Raw genomic sequence first — 15,220 nt, forward strand, 5'->3', positions numbered from 1 at the left:
TTCGCTTACATTTGATAAAATAAAACAAATCTTAGTTAGAGGAGGACTTCTACATAATGAACTTAACCATATACCTTGCCGGGCAAATTCACGATAACTGGCGAGACGAAATTAAAAACCAAGCAGAACAATTAAACCTTCCCCTTACCTTTGTCGGTCCCATGACAGACCATGACCGCTCCGACAACATTGGAGAAGAAATTTTAGGAAAACAGCCTAATGCTGTCTTAAAAGATGAAGCTGCTTCTCAAATTAATAATTTACGCACGCAGGTGCTCCTTAAAAAATCTGATGTGGTCATTGCTTTATTTGGTGAAAAATACAAACAGTGGAACAGCGCAATGGATGCGGCGACAGCCATCGCATTAGATAAACCGCTAATTTTGGTTCGCCCTGAAAAACTGCACCACCCGCTTAAAGAACTGTCAAACAAAGCCCAAGTTGTAGTCGAAACGCCAGAACAGGCTCTTCAAGCATTAGCTTATATTTTTGAATAATAAATAAGAGCTGTCCAAAATTGGCAGCTCTTATTTATTATTTATTGAGGGCTCCGTACGAAGCATGTGATGAGTATTTCTTTGGGGGGATTTTTTCATTTTTGACATAAAGATAAACAAAGTTATAGTGGGGTGCTTACTTTTTTGACCCGGATGCTCCATAATCTTTAATCGTTAACTTCACATCATAGTTAATTGGCACTTCACTAAATGTTTGATCCCAATTGTCTTTAACCCTCATCCATACTCTGGGCCTCTTAATTCTCAATTGATTTCCGAAACCTGCAACATCAACTTTATATTTTGTTTGCATTTTTTCTAATACGTTTCTTACCAGGTGCTTTACTTTTTTTTCTGAAGTTTTTTGCGCGTTCTGTAAAAATTGATTGTTAAAAGAGCTCCCTGAGGTCATCCAACTTTCAGATAGCCTTCCCACTGATTCAATGTGTACATCAAAAGAGATATTATTTCCTTTAACATGAGGTTGAATGTGACTTTTCATAGACTCTATTTCATATACAATCAGCTGACCGGTCTTTTTATCAAAGCTTTTTACTAGGCCACCTTTTCCTTTACCTGTGATCCAGGTCAGACCATCTAGTTCTTCTTCATTCAAAAAACCAATCATTTTGTTTGTTTTTCCTTTAATTATACCTGCACCCGCAAATTTGATTTCTCCATTTGCTGATACTACATTTTGCAACAGAAAACTAGACCGTGATTGGATTTTGCTCTCTAGTTTAATAAGCGGCATGGGAGGTAAAATTCTCGTTGTTCGATAGGCATTTTTCACCATTGTAGACAAACGAAATGCTGGGATTTCCCCTGCTGCTTTTGATTCGAGTGTGTCGCTTGCTCTCCCTTTACTAATAAACATCAGACAACTTGGTCTAAAATCATTGTCACGAAGACTTTGATCCACTAATTGTTCCAAACTATACGATCGTGCAAGGGCCTCACCGATAACCATCACTTTCATATGGGGACTAGTTAAAGGGGTATCACTTCTTAAAGATAATTCACGAAGCATTTGAAAAGCAGAATCTCCTGTTTCAGACACATTCACATAAGATTTCTGTTGAGGACCTCCTTGTTTAGTGGTTGAACTTGCCACTTGTGGGGTGATAAGTTGATAGGTTGAAGTAATCAGGTTCTTTCTCGCATATCCCCCTCCTTTTTCATCAAATTCTTTTTCAATCATAGACTCCTTCCCCTTATCAAGCGCCACACCTACCCCTAAACTTCGTTCTTCAATTTCATGACTACTCCAGCAGCCTGCCAGAGGAGCGAGCAAAAAAACAGAAAGTAAAACCAATAAAAACTGTACGTGATTAGAGGTTTGTTTCATACTTTCTCCCCTTTACTTTTGAAATGATGAGAAGAAGCAGCGGCAAAAAGCCAAATAAAACCAAGGCAGCGTTGCCAACCATATCCCCTACTTTAAATACATCATTGATGTTTTTGGGGATCATGGAAATAAGATAAATAACGGGAAGCACGCCATACATAAATAGATGAATGTTCTTTTGGAAAAGTTGAGATAGTCCTAATGAAGCAGCATAATGGTTAACAGTAAAAGAAGTAAACATTTGCATAATCCATACCACCAGCAACAGAGAATCAAATCGTTCAAAAATCAAACCGGTCAGCTCAAAACTTCGTATCAAATCAAGTGTGGGCCATGTTCTTGTAACTACCCCATCAACAGATAACGCTCCGATCACCATTACAACAGTAATCACATAAATGAATAAAGGAATAGTAATTCCAACTAGTACAGCTTTTCCTGCTTTGTGTGGTTCTTTCATAAAAGCTAAAATGATTAACATGATTTCAGGACCCGTAAATGCAAGAGCAGTTGTTTTTATGCCTTTTAGCACCGGGGTGATACCTGAACCTAGTACCGGGCGCAGATTGTCTACTTCAAATATTTTGATACTCATAAAGGCAACAAGTAAAAAAAGAATAACTGTAATAGGTAATATAATCTCAAATAGACGAGCGATTGGATTTATCCCCCCTCTGATTAGGTAGAGACTTGCCCACATAAAGGGCATAATAATAGCCCATTTAGGGGTTCCTTCCAACAGTAGATATCCTGTTACTTCTGCCAATGAACGAGCATGAAACCCACCAAGTACTAAAAAATAACCGATTATGAAGAAACTAAATAACTTGCCCATCCATTTCCCTACAATTTCTTGGCTGTATTGATAAAAGGTTTTTTCAGGGAAGCTTTGACTTAATTTCACCATAATTACTCCTGCTATCATGGCAATTATTCCGCCTAAAATAACACTTAACCAAACATCTGGTGTTTTTACTTGTTCCGCAACTGTCCGGGGCAAGGTAAGAATTCCTGTTCCAAGTATAAAATTGATAACAACCACAGTTGCTTGAGGTGTCGTAATACGATCGTTTGAATTGATCATTACCCACAGCTCACTTCCTTTCGTCATAAGCTACCCTTTTCGCAGAGGATCTTTGGTGTGCATCATCTTTGGACGTCGTTTCATCATCATCAGAGGCATCCGAGCTACCAAGTCTTTCCATTCACTTAAACGATAAGGAACAGCTGGACTCATATAAGGTACGCCGAAACTTTTTAGTTTCACTAAATGGCTCATCATAAAAAGGAAAAATAAGATGACGCCATATAATCCAAGTATGGCGGCACAAAGCATGGCTACAAACCGAAGAATACGCAATGTGATTCCTACACTATATTGCGGAATAGAAAACGATGAAATGGCAGTTAAAGCTACTACAATCACCAAAATAGGGCTAACGATTCCTGCCTGCACCGCAGCTTCTCCAATGATTAACCCACCGACAATGCCCATTGCTGGACCAATTGGTTTCGGCAACCGGAGTCCGGCTTCTCTCAAAATTTCGATGGATAATTCCATAAATAAGGCTTCGATAAGGGCGGGAAACGGAACACCAGATCTTGATCCTATAATAGAAATAGCTAACTTAGTCGGAATTAATCCTGGATGAAATGAAATAAACGCAATATACAAAGCCGGTGTAAAAAGGGAAAGAACCACTGCAATATAACGAAGAAAACGAATGAATGTACCGGGAATCCACCTTTCATAATAATCTTCCGGCGACTGTAACATCATGCTAAACGTAACGGGAACAATCAAAGCAAAAGGCGTCCCGTCTAATAAAATGGCTACTCTCCCTTCCATCAAAGCAGCAATTACACGATCGGGACGCTCCGTATTCTGCACCTGAGGAAAGGGACTAAGGTAATTATCTTCAATGAGTTGTTCCACATATCCTGACTCCGGTACATTATCAAGATCAATTTTTTTAATTCGTTTTTCTACTTCTTCAATTAGTTCTGTATTAACAATCTCCTTTATGTAAGCAACAACTAAGTCTTTTTTGGAACGCTTTCCTACTTGAAATTTCACCAGCGACAAATTTTCAATGTCTCCGCTTCCTCTTAGTAAAGAAGTATTATCACTTAAAGATTCAGTGAAACCTACTCTTGGCCCTCTCACTAATGCTTCTGATACGGGCTCTTCAATCGTCCTTGTTTTCACTTTGCTTGTACCAAGAATTAAAGCAGGTGATATTCCGTCAATTAAAAGAGCCGTAGATCCTGTTAAGACTTTTGATGTTACTTCTTTAATAGAATGAACCTCTTCTACATCACTGATTGATAATACTTGGCTTTTAATAAACTGTTTTGAAAGGCTTTCCTTTACGTAAAGCTGATCCTGTTGGTATTCTTTTGAAAAATCAGCCATCAATGATGGCAAAATATGTTTTTCAATAAGATCTTTATCTGATAGTCCCTCTACAAAAATAATAGCTGCCTGAATGCCTGTGCGTCCTATAATAAACTCCCGAAAATGAACGTCGGAGTTATGACCAATTTCATTTTTAACTGCTTTTAGAGTTAGAGCTAAATAATCCGTAACATGATTAGATGAATTTTGAGATGTAAATTCCTGTTTGTTTTCCTTTTCATTCGCATGGTTTCCTATTTTTTTTATTGTTGATCTCCATTTTTTCATTTTCATCACTCTTCCTCTGAATTACGAATCCCGCTTAATAATTTGTAGATTATATACGGGATGAAAAAAACCAGAACAGCTTGGATAAAAACTGGCCCTTCTGGAAGATAGGAAACAACTAATTTCCACATGATAATCACCCTATTTATGTCTATAACAAAGCAATTCTAGAAATAAGCATCCGTAAAATATCAGTGTTTACTTCGTAGAAATTCTTTTATTTACCAGGTAGTATTATTCTTCTTTTTGTTTCTTATACAAAGGAATACAACATCTATCTTAAAAATGAAAAAGAGCTTACTACTGAAGGCTTAGACATACTGGTTTGCCGCTCAATGTTTTGGTGAATGCTAGAACAATCAAGTTTTACCGCTCAAAAAATCCCTTAAATGGTTGACGAGTGCTTAAAGTGTCGGTTACACTTTATGTTTGAATTATTGTATTCATATCGCTCTTATATAAAAAGAATGGTATAATTTTATAGATATTGAATTTGGAGGACTGCTCATACATGATTACAGTTAGTAATGTAAGTTTACGATTTGGCGACCGAAAGTTATTTGAAGATGTGAATATTAAATTCACGCCTGGTAACTGTTATGGATTAATCGGCGCAAACGGTGCTGGAAAGTCAACGTTTTTAAAAATTTTATCTGGTGAAATTGAATCTCAAACTGGTGATGTACATATGGGCCCTGGCGAACGCCTTGCTGTCTTAAAACAGAACCACTTCGAATATGAAGATCAAGAAGTGATGAAAACCGTTATTATGGGGCACGCTCGCCTTTATGAAGTAATGCAAGAAAAAGATGCTATTTATATGAAAGCAGACTTCACAGATGAAGACGGAATGAAAGCAGCTGAGCTTGAAGGTGAATTTGCTGAATTAAACGGTTGGGAAGCAGAATCAGAAGCAGCTATTCTTTTAAAAGGATTAGGTATTTCTGAAGATCTTCACGCCAAAAAAATGGCTGAACTAACGGGTAGTGAAAAAGTAAAAGTGCTTCTTGCACAAGCTTTATTCGGAAAACCTGATGTATTACTTTTAGATGAGCCTACGAATAACTTGGATATTCAAGCAATTCAATGGTTAGAAGAGTTCTTAATTAACTTTGAAAACACAGTCATTGTTGTATCTCATGACCGTCACTTCTTAAACAAAGTATGTACGCACATTGCTGACCTTGACTTCAGTAAAATCCAAGTCTACGTTGGTAACTATGATTTCTGGTATGAATCAAGTCAATTAGCACAAAAAATGGCGTCAGATGCGAATAAGAAAAAAGAAGAAAAAATTAAAGAGCTTCAAGCCTTTATCGCTCGCTTTAGCGCAAATGCATCGAAATCAAAACAAGCAACGTCTCGTAAAAAATTGCTTGATAAAATTTCATTAGATGACATCCGTCCTTCTTCTCGTCGCTATCCGTACGTGAACTTCACGCCGGAACGTGAGATTGGAAATGACGTACTTCGCGTTGAAGGTCTAACAAAAACAATTGACGGCGTAAAAGTACTTGATAACGTAAGCTTTATTATGAATAAAGATGATAAAATTGCTCTTGTAGGCCGAAACGAACTTGCAAATTCAACATTAATGAAGATTTTAATGGGTGAAATGGAAGCAGACAGCGGTACGTACAAATGGGGTGTCACAACGTCTCAAGCCTTTTTCCCAAAAGACAACTCCGAGTACTTTGAAAACGGAGATTTAAACTTAGTAGACTGGCTGCGTCAGTATTCACCTAATGATCAAAGCGAAAGCTTCTTACGCGGTTTCTTAGGCAGAATGCTATTCTCTGGTGAAGAAGTGTTGAAAAAAGCCAACGTTCTTTCCGGAGGAGAAAAAGTTCGCTGTATGCTTTCTAAAATGATGCTAAGCGGTTCAAACGTTCTTTTACTAGACGACCCTACGAATCACCTTGACTTAGAATCAATCACAGCACTAAACAACGGACTTATCAGCTACAAAGGTTCAATGATTTTCACATCTCATGACCATCAGTTCGTTGAAACGATTGCAAATCGTGTAATTGAAATTACGCCAAATGGAGTAATTGACAAGCAAATGACGTACGATGAGTATTTAGAAGACAGCAACCTGCAAAAACAAGTAGCTAGTATGTACGCTTAATAAGAAATCCCCTTTCTATAGAGAAAGGGGATTTTTTTATATACGCACCTCTTGATTTAGCGATGACTTCGGAGAATACGTTAAAAACGCTAAGCTAGCAAATACTAGTGCTGCTCCGCACATGTTTACCAAAGTTAGAGATTCTCCTAAGAAAAAGACGCCAAGTAAAAAAGCGGTAACGGGCTCTGCTAACGATAACGTTACGGCGGTAGACGCTTGCACTGACTTAAGCGCTGTAGAAAATAATACATAAGCAATCGCCGTCGTAAGTATTCCTAAATGAAGAGCAATCCCCATTCCATTTAAAGAGACTAGCCAGCTCATATCGTACATAAACCAGCATGGTATCAGTAAAACGGCGGCGGCTGTAAACACAAGCGAAGCTCCTACTTGCGGATCAACATGCTGAACAATTTTTTTATTGACAGTCGTATAGCAAGCAAAAGACGCCCCTGCTCCTATCGCCATACCCAAACCTATCACGTCGATTTGAGTATCTTTTTTTAACAACAAGCAGCTGCACCCTATAATACCAGTAACCGTAGCAAGCAACCATTTTTTTGTAGGTTTCTTGCGGTACACTATGTAATCTAATACTCCTGATAAAACAGGCGCACTGCCAATTGCCACCATTGTGCCTACTGCAACACCCGTTTTAATAACAGCGGAAAAAAATAACGGCTGATAAGCGGCCATACTTGCTGCAGCAACCGCAAGAGGCAAAATAGGAAGACGTCTTACGTCCACATTCTTTCTTTGTATAAGACAAGCTGTAAGAAGCGATAGTCCCCCTACCGCTAAACGTACGGCTCCAATAGCCATGGAATGCGCTTCAGCAGATGCTAAAGCTTGGGCGGTTCCTGTTGTTCCCCACAAAACTGCGGCACATAAAATAAGTATTTTTGATAATGAAGTATTCATCGTTTCATCTCCTTTCTTTTATCATAGCTAAAAGAAAGAAAAAAGTTTTTCCGCTTTTATGATCTTATTTGTCTGTTTTTAAGATACTTCGATATTGCGTCGGTGAGACTCCTTCTTGTTTTGCAAACCATTTAGTGAATGAAGACAAGCTGTGATAGCCGACTTCATGCGCAATATACGTTACCGAGTATCCCGTCTCTTTTAACAGTTCTTTTGCTTTATTTAAACGTATACGCGCTACATAGCTTTGAGGCGAATAACCCGTTTTTTGTTTAAACCAAGCGGAAAAATAGGCAGGATGATAATTTTCCAGCTTAGCAAGACTTTCTATGTTTAACTCTTGATTAAAGTTAGCATGAAGGTAATCAATGGATTTAAACGTTTGTTTCTTTGGCAAATAATGCTGAACGTAACGGACTAAATCTTCAAGCGCCCCCCTGTCAGTGCTTTTTTGAAGCCCGTCAAGTAACAGGTAGCGAAGTGCTTTCCACGTTGAATCCCATTGAATAAAAGCTGCTTCTTGAGAAAGATGCGCACTTTCTGTAAATTTCAAAGGAATATCAACAACCAAACATTCATTTGTATTTTTAGCTTGATACGTATGCAGTTGACGAGGCGGAATGTAAAAGCATCCTTCTTGCAGCGTTAAGTGCTGCTCGCTTGCTTGAATATCAAGAGCACCTGCTAGCGGAAACAAAAGCTGGCTGTAGTTATGATCATGAGTATGAGGTGAATAGCTGTAGGCTCTTTTTTCGCAAATAATTTCACGTAGCGTATCCATTTTGTTCTCCTTTCCTTATTTCCTGTCTCACAGAAGCTGTTCTATGCCGTCCAAAACGGTTCCCAGCACCCTTAACGATTCTGCTGGAGCATATAAAACATCCAATGAATGATCGGCATTTTCGATGACTGCAATATTCATTGGATTTGTTTTTAATCGATAAACTTCTTCAGTATAATAGTGATCACCACTTCCTATTACAAGAAGACCTTTGTGAGAGCTTTTTAGTAAACTTTCAAACAGTTCTGTTCTTGTTAAAAGCGGCGTCAGTAAAAGCATCACTGCGTCTTTGTAAACTTCATCTTTCATAACTCGCTGAATTAGAGGAATGGTCCCAAGCGATTTCCCTGCAAATATGATATCTTTATAGCTATTTTGAGGCAAAACGTCTTGCAGCACTAAACAAATGTCTTTCATCATAACGTCTGCAATCTCATCTGTAGACTTTGTCATCAGCTCTTTTGAATATGTATAGTGAATCTGAACCACGTCAATTCCGTGTTTTATCATCAGCATCGTTACATAATACAACAGGGGCTTTTCGTACGTATAGCCTAGCCCTGAAAACATAAAGCAAATGCGAGGCCCTCCTGTTTTAATATATGTATAGGTAATCTTATTAGTTTGGCTGCTTACACTTTTTTGCTCTACTTGCATGTCACTCCTCCTTTTTAAATATTCTAACATTTAATTACGTAAAAAAACCCCATCTTTTTCTTAAAAAAATGAGGGTTGAGGAAATAGCTCTGCAAGCAATTCATAAGACTTCTTTTTTGCTTCATAGTCATGGATATTTGTAATAATTAAAAATTCGTCGTTATCGTATTTTTGCTGCAGCTGAGTTAACCCTTGTTTTACTTCAGCTGGATTTCCTACGATCATACGAGGACGATTGGTGCTTATTTTTTTAAGCTCTTCTTCTGAATAAGAACGATTGCGCACTTCTTCTATCGATGAAATTGTTGTGTCTCCGCCTTTGGCTACTTTCAACAGCCAATCATCCAACGTTTTGGCGTGCTCCTCGGCTTCTTCTGTTGTTTCTGCACATACAACAAATACACATACGTTGGTGTTAGGCTTTGATTGATAGGAAGAAGGGACAAATTCTTCTTTATAATGACGAATGGCTTCTTGTCCACCAACTGAATAAATAAAGTGTCCAAACGTAAAAGAGATGCCCAGCTCAGCAGCTGATCTTGCTCCTCTTTTATTGATACCAAGATGCCACAGTTCCGGCTTTGTTTCACTTAACGGATAAGCTGTCACACCGTAATACGGATGGTCAGACGGCAAATCATGCTCAAGATGTCCTTTTAACGCCTGAATTTGCCGCGGAAATTCATTGAGGCTTTTACGTACTCCATCTGTAAGCGCTAGCCGCGTCAGCGCATCTCCTCCCGGTGAGCGTCCAAGACCTAAATCAATTCGATTCGGAAACAGGTTTTCAAGCAGCTGAGCATCTTCTGCTACTTTATACGGACTGTATTGAGGAAGAAGGACTCCTCCAGATCCAATTCGGATTCGGCTCGTTTGAGAAGCTAAGTGCGTCATTAAAAGAGTTGGAGATGAGCCTGCAAGACCGTTCGTATTATGATGTTCCGCTACCCAAAAGCGGTGGTAGCCCAACTTTTCCGTTAATTTTGCCAGTTCCACCGTACGTTTTAACGCTTCCTTTGGTGTTGATCCGCTTGAAACTGGAGACTGATCCAATACGCTTAGCTTAATCATAGCTGATTCTTCCTTTCGATTTTCAATTTCTATTGTATCTATTGTAGGAGAAAAATATGAATTCGTCTTGAAATTTGCTTCACGCTCATAAAAAAAGCAAACGCTAAGGCGCGTTTGCTTTTTCTTTTTCTTATTTTGCTTCGTGTATTTCTTTCACACGCTTATCGCTCGGCAACAGCCATGTTAACAGCCCTAGGATTGGTAAATAGCTGCAAAACAGCATAATAAACTGAAGGCTGAAGACATCGGCTAATTTACCGAATACAACAGCTCCTAAAGCTCCCATCCCAAAAGCAAGACCTACAATTAAGCCGGAAACCAAGCCAATTTTCCCCGGCATCAGCTCTTGAGCATAGACGACCGTGACGCTGAAACTTGACTGGAGAATAAAGCCGATTAGTATTAAAAGAGGCGCTGCGACTCCGAGAGAAACGTGAGGGAGTAATAAAGTAAACGGTACTGACCCTAACATAGAAAACAATAAAATATTTCGTTTTCCGAAACGATCGGCAAGCGGACCTCCAAAGAATGTTCCAAACACCCCTGCAATCATAAATAAAAAAACGTAAAGCTGAGCGCTTTTGATAGGCAAATTAAATTTTTCAATAATATAAAACTGAAAGAAATTAAGGATGCCGGCTCCGTACCATGAACGTGCAAAAACAAGAAAAATTAAAAGTCCAATCGCAAAAATAATTTGCTTGTTCATCGTAAATGAAGCATCTGACTGCTTTTTCTTCAAGCGTTGACGAGTAGCTAACTCTGATTTATACCATTTAGAGACGCTGTATAGAACCACTACGCCGATACCTGCAATTAACGTAAACCAAATTGTTCCAAACTGACCAAGTCCGATAAAGATAAATGCCGTAAACAGCGGAGCCATCGACTGTCCAGTATTCCCGCCAACTTGATAAATAGACTGTGCCAGCCCCCGCTTTCCTCCTGCTGCCATATACGCTACGCGAGAACCTTCCGGGTGAAAAATAGCGGATCCGAATCCTACAAATAAAACAGATATAATCACAAAATAAAAATTTGGCGCTAAAGCGAGTCCAACCATACCAATCATGCTTAAACACATTGCAATTGGCAATAAAAACGGCGAGGGACGCTTATCGGCAAATACGCCGAATACCGGCTGCATAATCGATGACGTCATGTTTAAAGCAAAGGCAATCCAGCCGATTTGCGTGTAGTTTAAATTCATCGATTTTTCAAGGACTGGAAAAAGTGCCGGTATAACAGACTGCATACAATCATTTAGGAAATGTCCTAAACTAATAGCAAATAAAATACGGTAAATTGTCGCCGGCTGCGCTTGCTGCGTTCGTGCTGCTGCTTGCATTCATAACCCTTCTTTCTTATTTAATCTACATTAAAACTGTTAAAGTCTTACAATGTCTTTTTCTATTATACAGTGAAAAGTAAGATTATAGTTGTTTTCTTTTTTATAAAAAAGGGAAAATTGCCTGTGAGGTGAGAACAGTGAAAAAACATGTGCATATGATTGTAGACGGACGCGTTCAAGGGGTTGGATTCCGTCACTACACGCAGCTAAAAGCAATGGAATGCTCCATTAACGGATGGGTACGAAATCGAGACGATCAAAAAGTAGAAATTGATGCTGAAGGTGAAGAAAGTAATATCCAAAAATTTATTGAAGAAATTAAAAAAGGTCCCTCGCCGTTCGCTTCTGTCAGCAATGTAGAAGTAAAGGTAGTAAACACCCCTTCCCACACCCATTCTTTTCGCGTAAAGTACAGTTAAAATACTCGCTAAATTAAGATAATTTTTGGTAAAATGGAAAAGTAAGCGATTTTATATCATCTACATATAAGGGGGAAAAAACGATGGTTGAAAACAAAATTGTGTTAATTACAGGTGCAGCTCAAGGTATTGGTTATCAAATTGGTGAGCGCTTTGCTGAAGACGGAGCGACTGTTGTCTTAACTGACTTGAATGAAGACGGAGTTAAGAAAGCAGCAGACAAATTGAAGACAAAAGGCTACGAAGCATTAGGCATTAAAGCAGATGTGACAAATGAAAGTGATATTGAACAAATGATTGCTCAAACGGTTGAAACATATGGCCGCCTTGATGTATTAATTAACAATGCTGGCATGCAATTTGTTTCCCCGCTCGAAGAATTTCCTACTGAAAAATTTGAACTTTTAACGAAAATTATGCTTGTTGCACCTTTTGTTGCGACTAAGCATGCGTTTCCTATTATGAAAAAGCAAAAATTCGGCCGCATTTTGAACATGTCTTCCATTAACGGATTGATTGGTTTCTCAGGAAAATCGGCATACAACAGTGCTAAGCACGGCGTGATTGGCTTAACGAAAGTGGCTGCTCTTGAAGGTGCGGAGCACGGCATTACGGTAAATGCGATTTGCCCTGGTTATGTTGACACACCGCTTGTTCAAAATCAATTAAAAGATTTAGCACGTACGCGAAATGTAGCGCTTGAAAAAGTGCTAGAAGAAGTTATTTATCCTCTTGTTCCTCAAAAACGCTTGCTGGCAGTTGATGAAATTGCAGACTACGCAATGTTTTTAGCAAGTGATTTAGCAAAAGGCGTCACCGGCCAAGCTGCTGTGATCGATGGAGGATATACGGCTCAATAAAAAAAGAGTGTCAGTTAGACTGGCACTCTTTTTTTATTTATTGAATTTCAAATTCTCCTAAAGAACCAGTCGTCTGACCTGCTTTTACTGCTTCTGCGTATAAATAATAAGTTCCCGCTGGAAGAGCTTCACCATTAATTTTTCCGTCCCACGTTGCGCTAGAGAATCCTTTTCCTACATTCGTATACGAACTTAACAATTCCCCTTTTTCTAGCGTTGCATCGTAAATGTAATAGCTAAGCTTCTCTGCTCCTCCTGGTAAATAACTGCCGTATTCAAACGAGCCATTTCCTAGTACATCTACATACGCAGAAGTAACGCGAGGATAATCCGGCTCTTTTACAAATAAGATCGTTGGAACATCGTACGTTTCTTTATTGTTACTTACCGTAATTGTGCCTTCGTAATAGCCAGGAGATAATTTCCCTGCATCTACTTTTACATTGAGATTTACTTTTTGCGTTTTTCCTGCATTAACAACTAAATCGTTTGTTGATTTAACGTCAATTGCTTGATGGCTTTTCTTAAATTTCACTTTGACCGAGTATTTTTGACTGTGATTTGATAGATTTTTAATCTTAAAGCTTTGTTTTTCTACTTGTTTCCCTTTATCTTTATAAAAGACGCCGTACGAGTGACTTCCTGGGGTAATAAGCGTTTTTGCTTTAATTGCATCTACTACGCGCATGCTTCCTGCACCCTGCGTATTATGAGGGTAAATGAGCCCGTTGCGGTCACGAAGCAGTTCCGTTGTGTTCATTAAAGATGCTTTTACGTCTTCTACTTTATAATTGGGATGCGCCTGTAAAATTAACGCTGCTGCTCCTGCTACGTGCGGTGCGGCCATGCTTGTGCCTTGTTTTGATCCATATCCATGAGGATTGCTTGGATCATTGGTTGGCACTGTACTGATAATATCGACTCCCGGTGCCGAAATGTCCGGCTTAATCATCCACGTATCCACAACCGGTCCGCGAGATGAAAAGTCAGCCATTGTTTCATCGACTGTCTGATTAAAGGTTGCAGTAAAAGAGCCCGTGACGGATCCTTTTGCTAAAGAAGATATCAAAGCTTGTCCATCGGCTTTCGATAGGCGAATACTCGGCAGAGATGTACCTGGAATATCAGGAATTGTTCCTTCTACGTTATTGTAAATGACTGTTGCAACAGCGCCAGCTTTTTTCGCATTGTCAACTTTATCTACAAATGCAATGTCACCGCGGGAAATAACCGCTACTTTTCCTTTTACATCCTTTCCTTCAAAATCTTCTGGTTTTCCAAGTCCGACAGGTACAAATTCATAATTTTTACCGCTTGCATCCAGTAACGCCTTGTCGTTTGGAAAGCCCATTACTTCAGCTGAAGCATAGCTTGCGTTATCTATGGTTAATGTCGTTTTATACAAATTGTAAGGAAGCTGAGTCGCACCAACTGAAATAGCTTCACGAGACGTTCCCGGAGAGCCTACTGTCCAGTTAGCTGGTCCACTGTTTCCATTTGATGTAACGGCTACTACTCCTTCTTCCATTGCCCAATCTAATGCAATACTCGTTGCCAAGTCCGGATTATTAATCGTATCTCCAAGCGACAGGTTCATTACATCCGCCCCGTCTTCTACCGCACGTTCAATACCGGCAATCACGTCTTCGGTTGAACCCGTTCCTCCTGGACCTAATACACGATACGCAAGCAAATGAGCATCAGGAGCTATCCCTTTAATTTTTCCGTCCGCTGCAATTGTTCCCGCTACGTGCGTACCGTGCGTTGTGGCTTCGCCTTTTGGATCTCCAGCCGGCGTTTCTTGAGGGTCTTTGTCATCATCAACAAAATCCCATCCTTTATATTTCTCAAACGCGGACTTTAAATCCGGGTGGTCGTAATCAACGCCTGTATCGATAACGGCTACGGTCATATTTTTACCTGTATATCCTGATTTCCACGCTTGATCTGCTCCCACGTAGTAAATGCTTTTATCCATTTCAGAACCGTATTCTTCGGCGCTCACTTCTTTCGATTTTACTTCTGTTGTATGATATTCAACGCTTGGATAAATAGCTTTTACTCCGGGTAAACTTGCTACTTTTTCAAGGTCATTAGCCGGAAGTTCCGCTGAAAACCCGGAAAACACTTGGTCGTATTCTCGCTTTACTTTTGAAGTTTTAGAAGCTTTTGAAAGTTCTTTTTTCACTTCGTCACGCGCTTTTTTAATCTTTCCTTTACTTTGCGCTACTCCTTTTTTCTTGGCTTCCGCTACAGACTCTTCATTTAACTCCACAATAACTTTTACTTTTTTAGCCGACTTTAAGTTATAGTCTCCTTGAATTTTAACTAGTGACGGTTCCAGCGCCGGCTTTGAATTCCCGTTAGCCGATGCTCCCATTGCAAAAGAAGATAAAGCAACCGAAAATGCTACTGTACTCAATACAGCCCGAATTGATACTTTCTTCATCGTTTTTCCCTCTCCATTTCTCTCTATAATTCGTACGACTATGTATGTC

13 protein-coding genes are annotated in these 15,220 nt (G+C 39.3%); 4 read left to right on the forward strand and 9 right to left on the reverse strand.

All coding sequences use genetic code 11. The annotated features are described in order from the left end of the window. Positions 1–56: 56 nt before the first annotated feature. Positions 57–497 carry a YtoQ family protein gene (locus WKH56_RS17555; RefSeq protein WP_045290397.1) on the forward strand — a complete coding sequence of 147 codons (441 nt, stop codon included), beginning with the start codon at positions 57–59 and terminating at the stop codon, positions 495–497. 136 nt (positions 498–633) lie between these two features. Here the strand turns inward: WKH56_RS17555 and WKH56_RS17560 are convergent, their stop codons facing one another. Genes WKH56_RS17560 through WKH56_RS17570 form a run of 3 tightly spaced genes read right to left on the reverse strand, consistent with a single transcriptional unit; the run spans position 634 to position 4,531 of the window. Beyond that, complete coding sequence (locus tag WKH56_RS17560; RefSeq protein WP_063248055.1) at positions 634–1,845, reverse strand: Ger(x)C family spore germination protein; 1,212 nt, start codon at positions 1,843–1,845, stop codon at positions 634–636. Next, on the reverse strand, positions 1,829–2,956 hold the full coding sequence (locus WKH56_RS17565; protein ID WP_342836114.1) for a spore germination protein: 1,128 nt from the start codon (positions 2,954–2,956) through the stop codon (positions 1,829–1,831). The genes WKH56_RS17560 and WKH56_RS17565 overlap by 17 nt, the downstream gene beginning before the upstream one ends. A 3-nt stretch (positions 2,957–2,959) precedes the next feature. Next, positions 2,960–4,531, reverse strand: a complete 1,572-nt coding sequence (locus WKH56_RS17570; protein WP_196763262.1) for a spore germination protein — start codon at positions 4,529–4,531, stop codon at positions 2,960–2,962. Between the two features lie 511 nt (positions 4,532–5,042). Here WKH56_RS17570 and WKH56_RS17575 point away from each other — a divergent pair. Next, positions 5,043–6,662, forward strand: coding sequence for an ABC-F family ATP-binding cassette domain-containing protein (locus WKH56_RS17575; protein WP_013083037.1), 1,620 nt, complete (start codon positions 5,043–5,045; stop codon positions 6,660–6,662). A 36-nt stretch (positions 6,663–6,698) separates the two neighbouring features. Here WKH56_RS17575 and WKH56_RS17580 read toward each other — a convergent pair whose 3' ends face one another. The 5 genes from WKH56_RS17580 to WKH56_RS17600 form a co-directional block, all read right to left on the reverse strand. Further along, positions 6,699–7,583: a DMT family transporter gene (locus WKH56_RS17580; protein WP_063248058.1), complete on the reverse strand. Its 885-nt coding sequence runs from the start codon at positions 7,581–7,583 to the stop codon at positions 6,699–6,701. Positions 7,584–7,647: 64 nt separating this feature from the next. Beyond that, on the reverse strand, positions 7,648–8,364 hold the full coding sequence (locus WKH56_RS17585) for a helix-turn-helix transcriptional regulator (RefSeq protein WP_063248059.1): 717 nt from the start codon (positions 8,362–8,364) through the stop codon (positions 7,648–7,650). Between the two features lie 27 nt (positions 8,365–8,391). Beyond that, positions 8,392–9,021, reverse strand: a complete 630-nt coding sequence (locus WKH56_RS17590; RefSeq protein WP_028413466.1) for a hypothetical protein — start codon at positions 9,019–9,021, stop codon at positions 8,392–8,394. 60 nt (positions 9,022–9,081) lie between these two features. Then, a complete protein-coding gene (locus tag WKH56_RS17595; protein WP_063248060.1) occupies positions 9,082–10,092 on the reverse strand; it encodes an LLM class flavin-dependent oxidoreductase in 1,011 nt (336 codons plus the stop codon). Between the two features lie 130 nt (positions 10,093–10,222). Next, positions 10,223–11,440, reverse strand: a complete 1,218-nt coding sequence (locus tag WKH56_RS17600; RefSeq protein ID WP_028413468.1) for an MFS transporter — start codon at positions 11,438–11,440, stop codon at positions 10,223–10,225. Positions 11,441–11,580: 140 nt separating this feature from the next. Between WKH56_RS17600 and WKH56_RS17605 the strand changes: the two genes are divergently transcribed. Both WKH56_RS17605 and WKH56_RS17610 read left to right on the forward strand, forming a co-directional pair. Continuing rightward, entirely contained in the window at positions 11,581–11,862 is a 282-nt protein-coding gene (locus WKH56_RS17605) for an acylphosphatase (RefSeq protein WP_013083031.1), read from the forward strand. Positions 11,863–11,945: 83 nt separating this feature from the next. Next, the gene (locus WKH56_RS17610; RefSeq protein WP_063248061.1) at positions 11,946–12,722 is read left to right on the forward strand and encodes a 3-hydroxybutyrate dehydrogenase; all 777 of its coding nucleotides are present in this window, start codon (positions 11,946–11,948) and stop codon (positions 12,720–12,722) included. A gap of 37 nt (positions 12,723–12,759) precedes the next feature. On the opposite strand, the gene WKH56_RS17615 is transcribed toward WKH56_RS17610, so the two are convergent. Then, positions 12,760–15,171: a S8 family serine peptidase gene (locus WKH56_RS17615; protein WP_063248062.1), complete on the reverse strand. Its 2,412-nt coding sequence runs from the start codon at positions 15,169–15,171 to the stop codon at positions 12,760–12,762. Positions 15,172–15,220: the final 49 nt, after the last annotated feature.

The organism is Priestia sp. SB1, assembly GCF_038898415.1.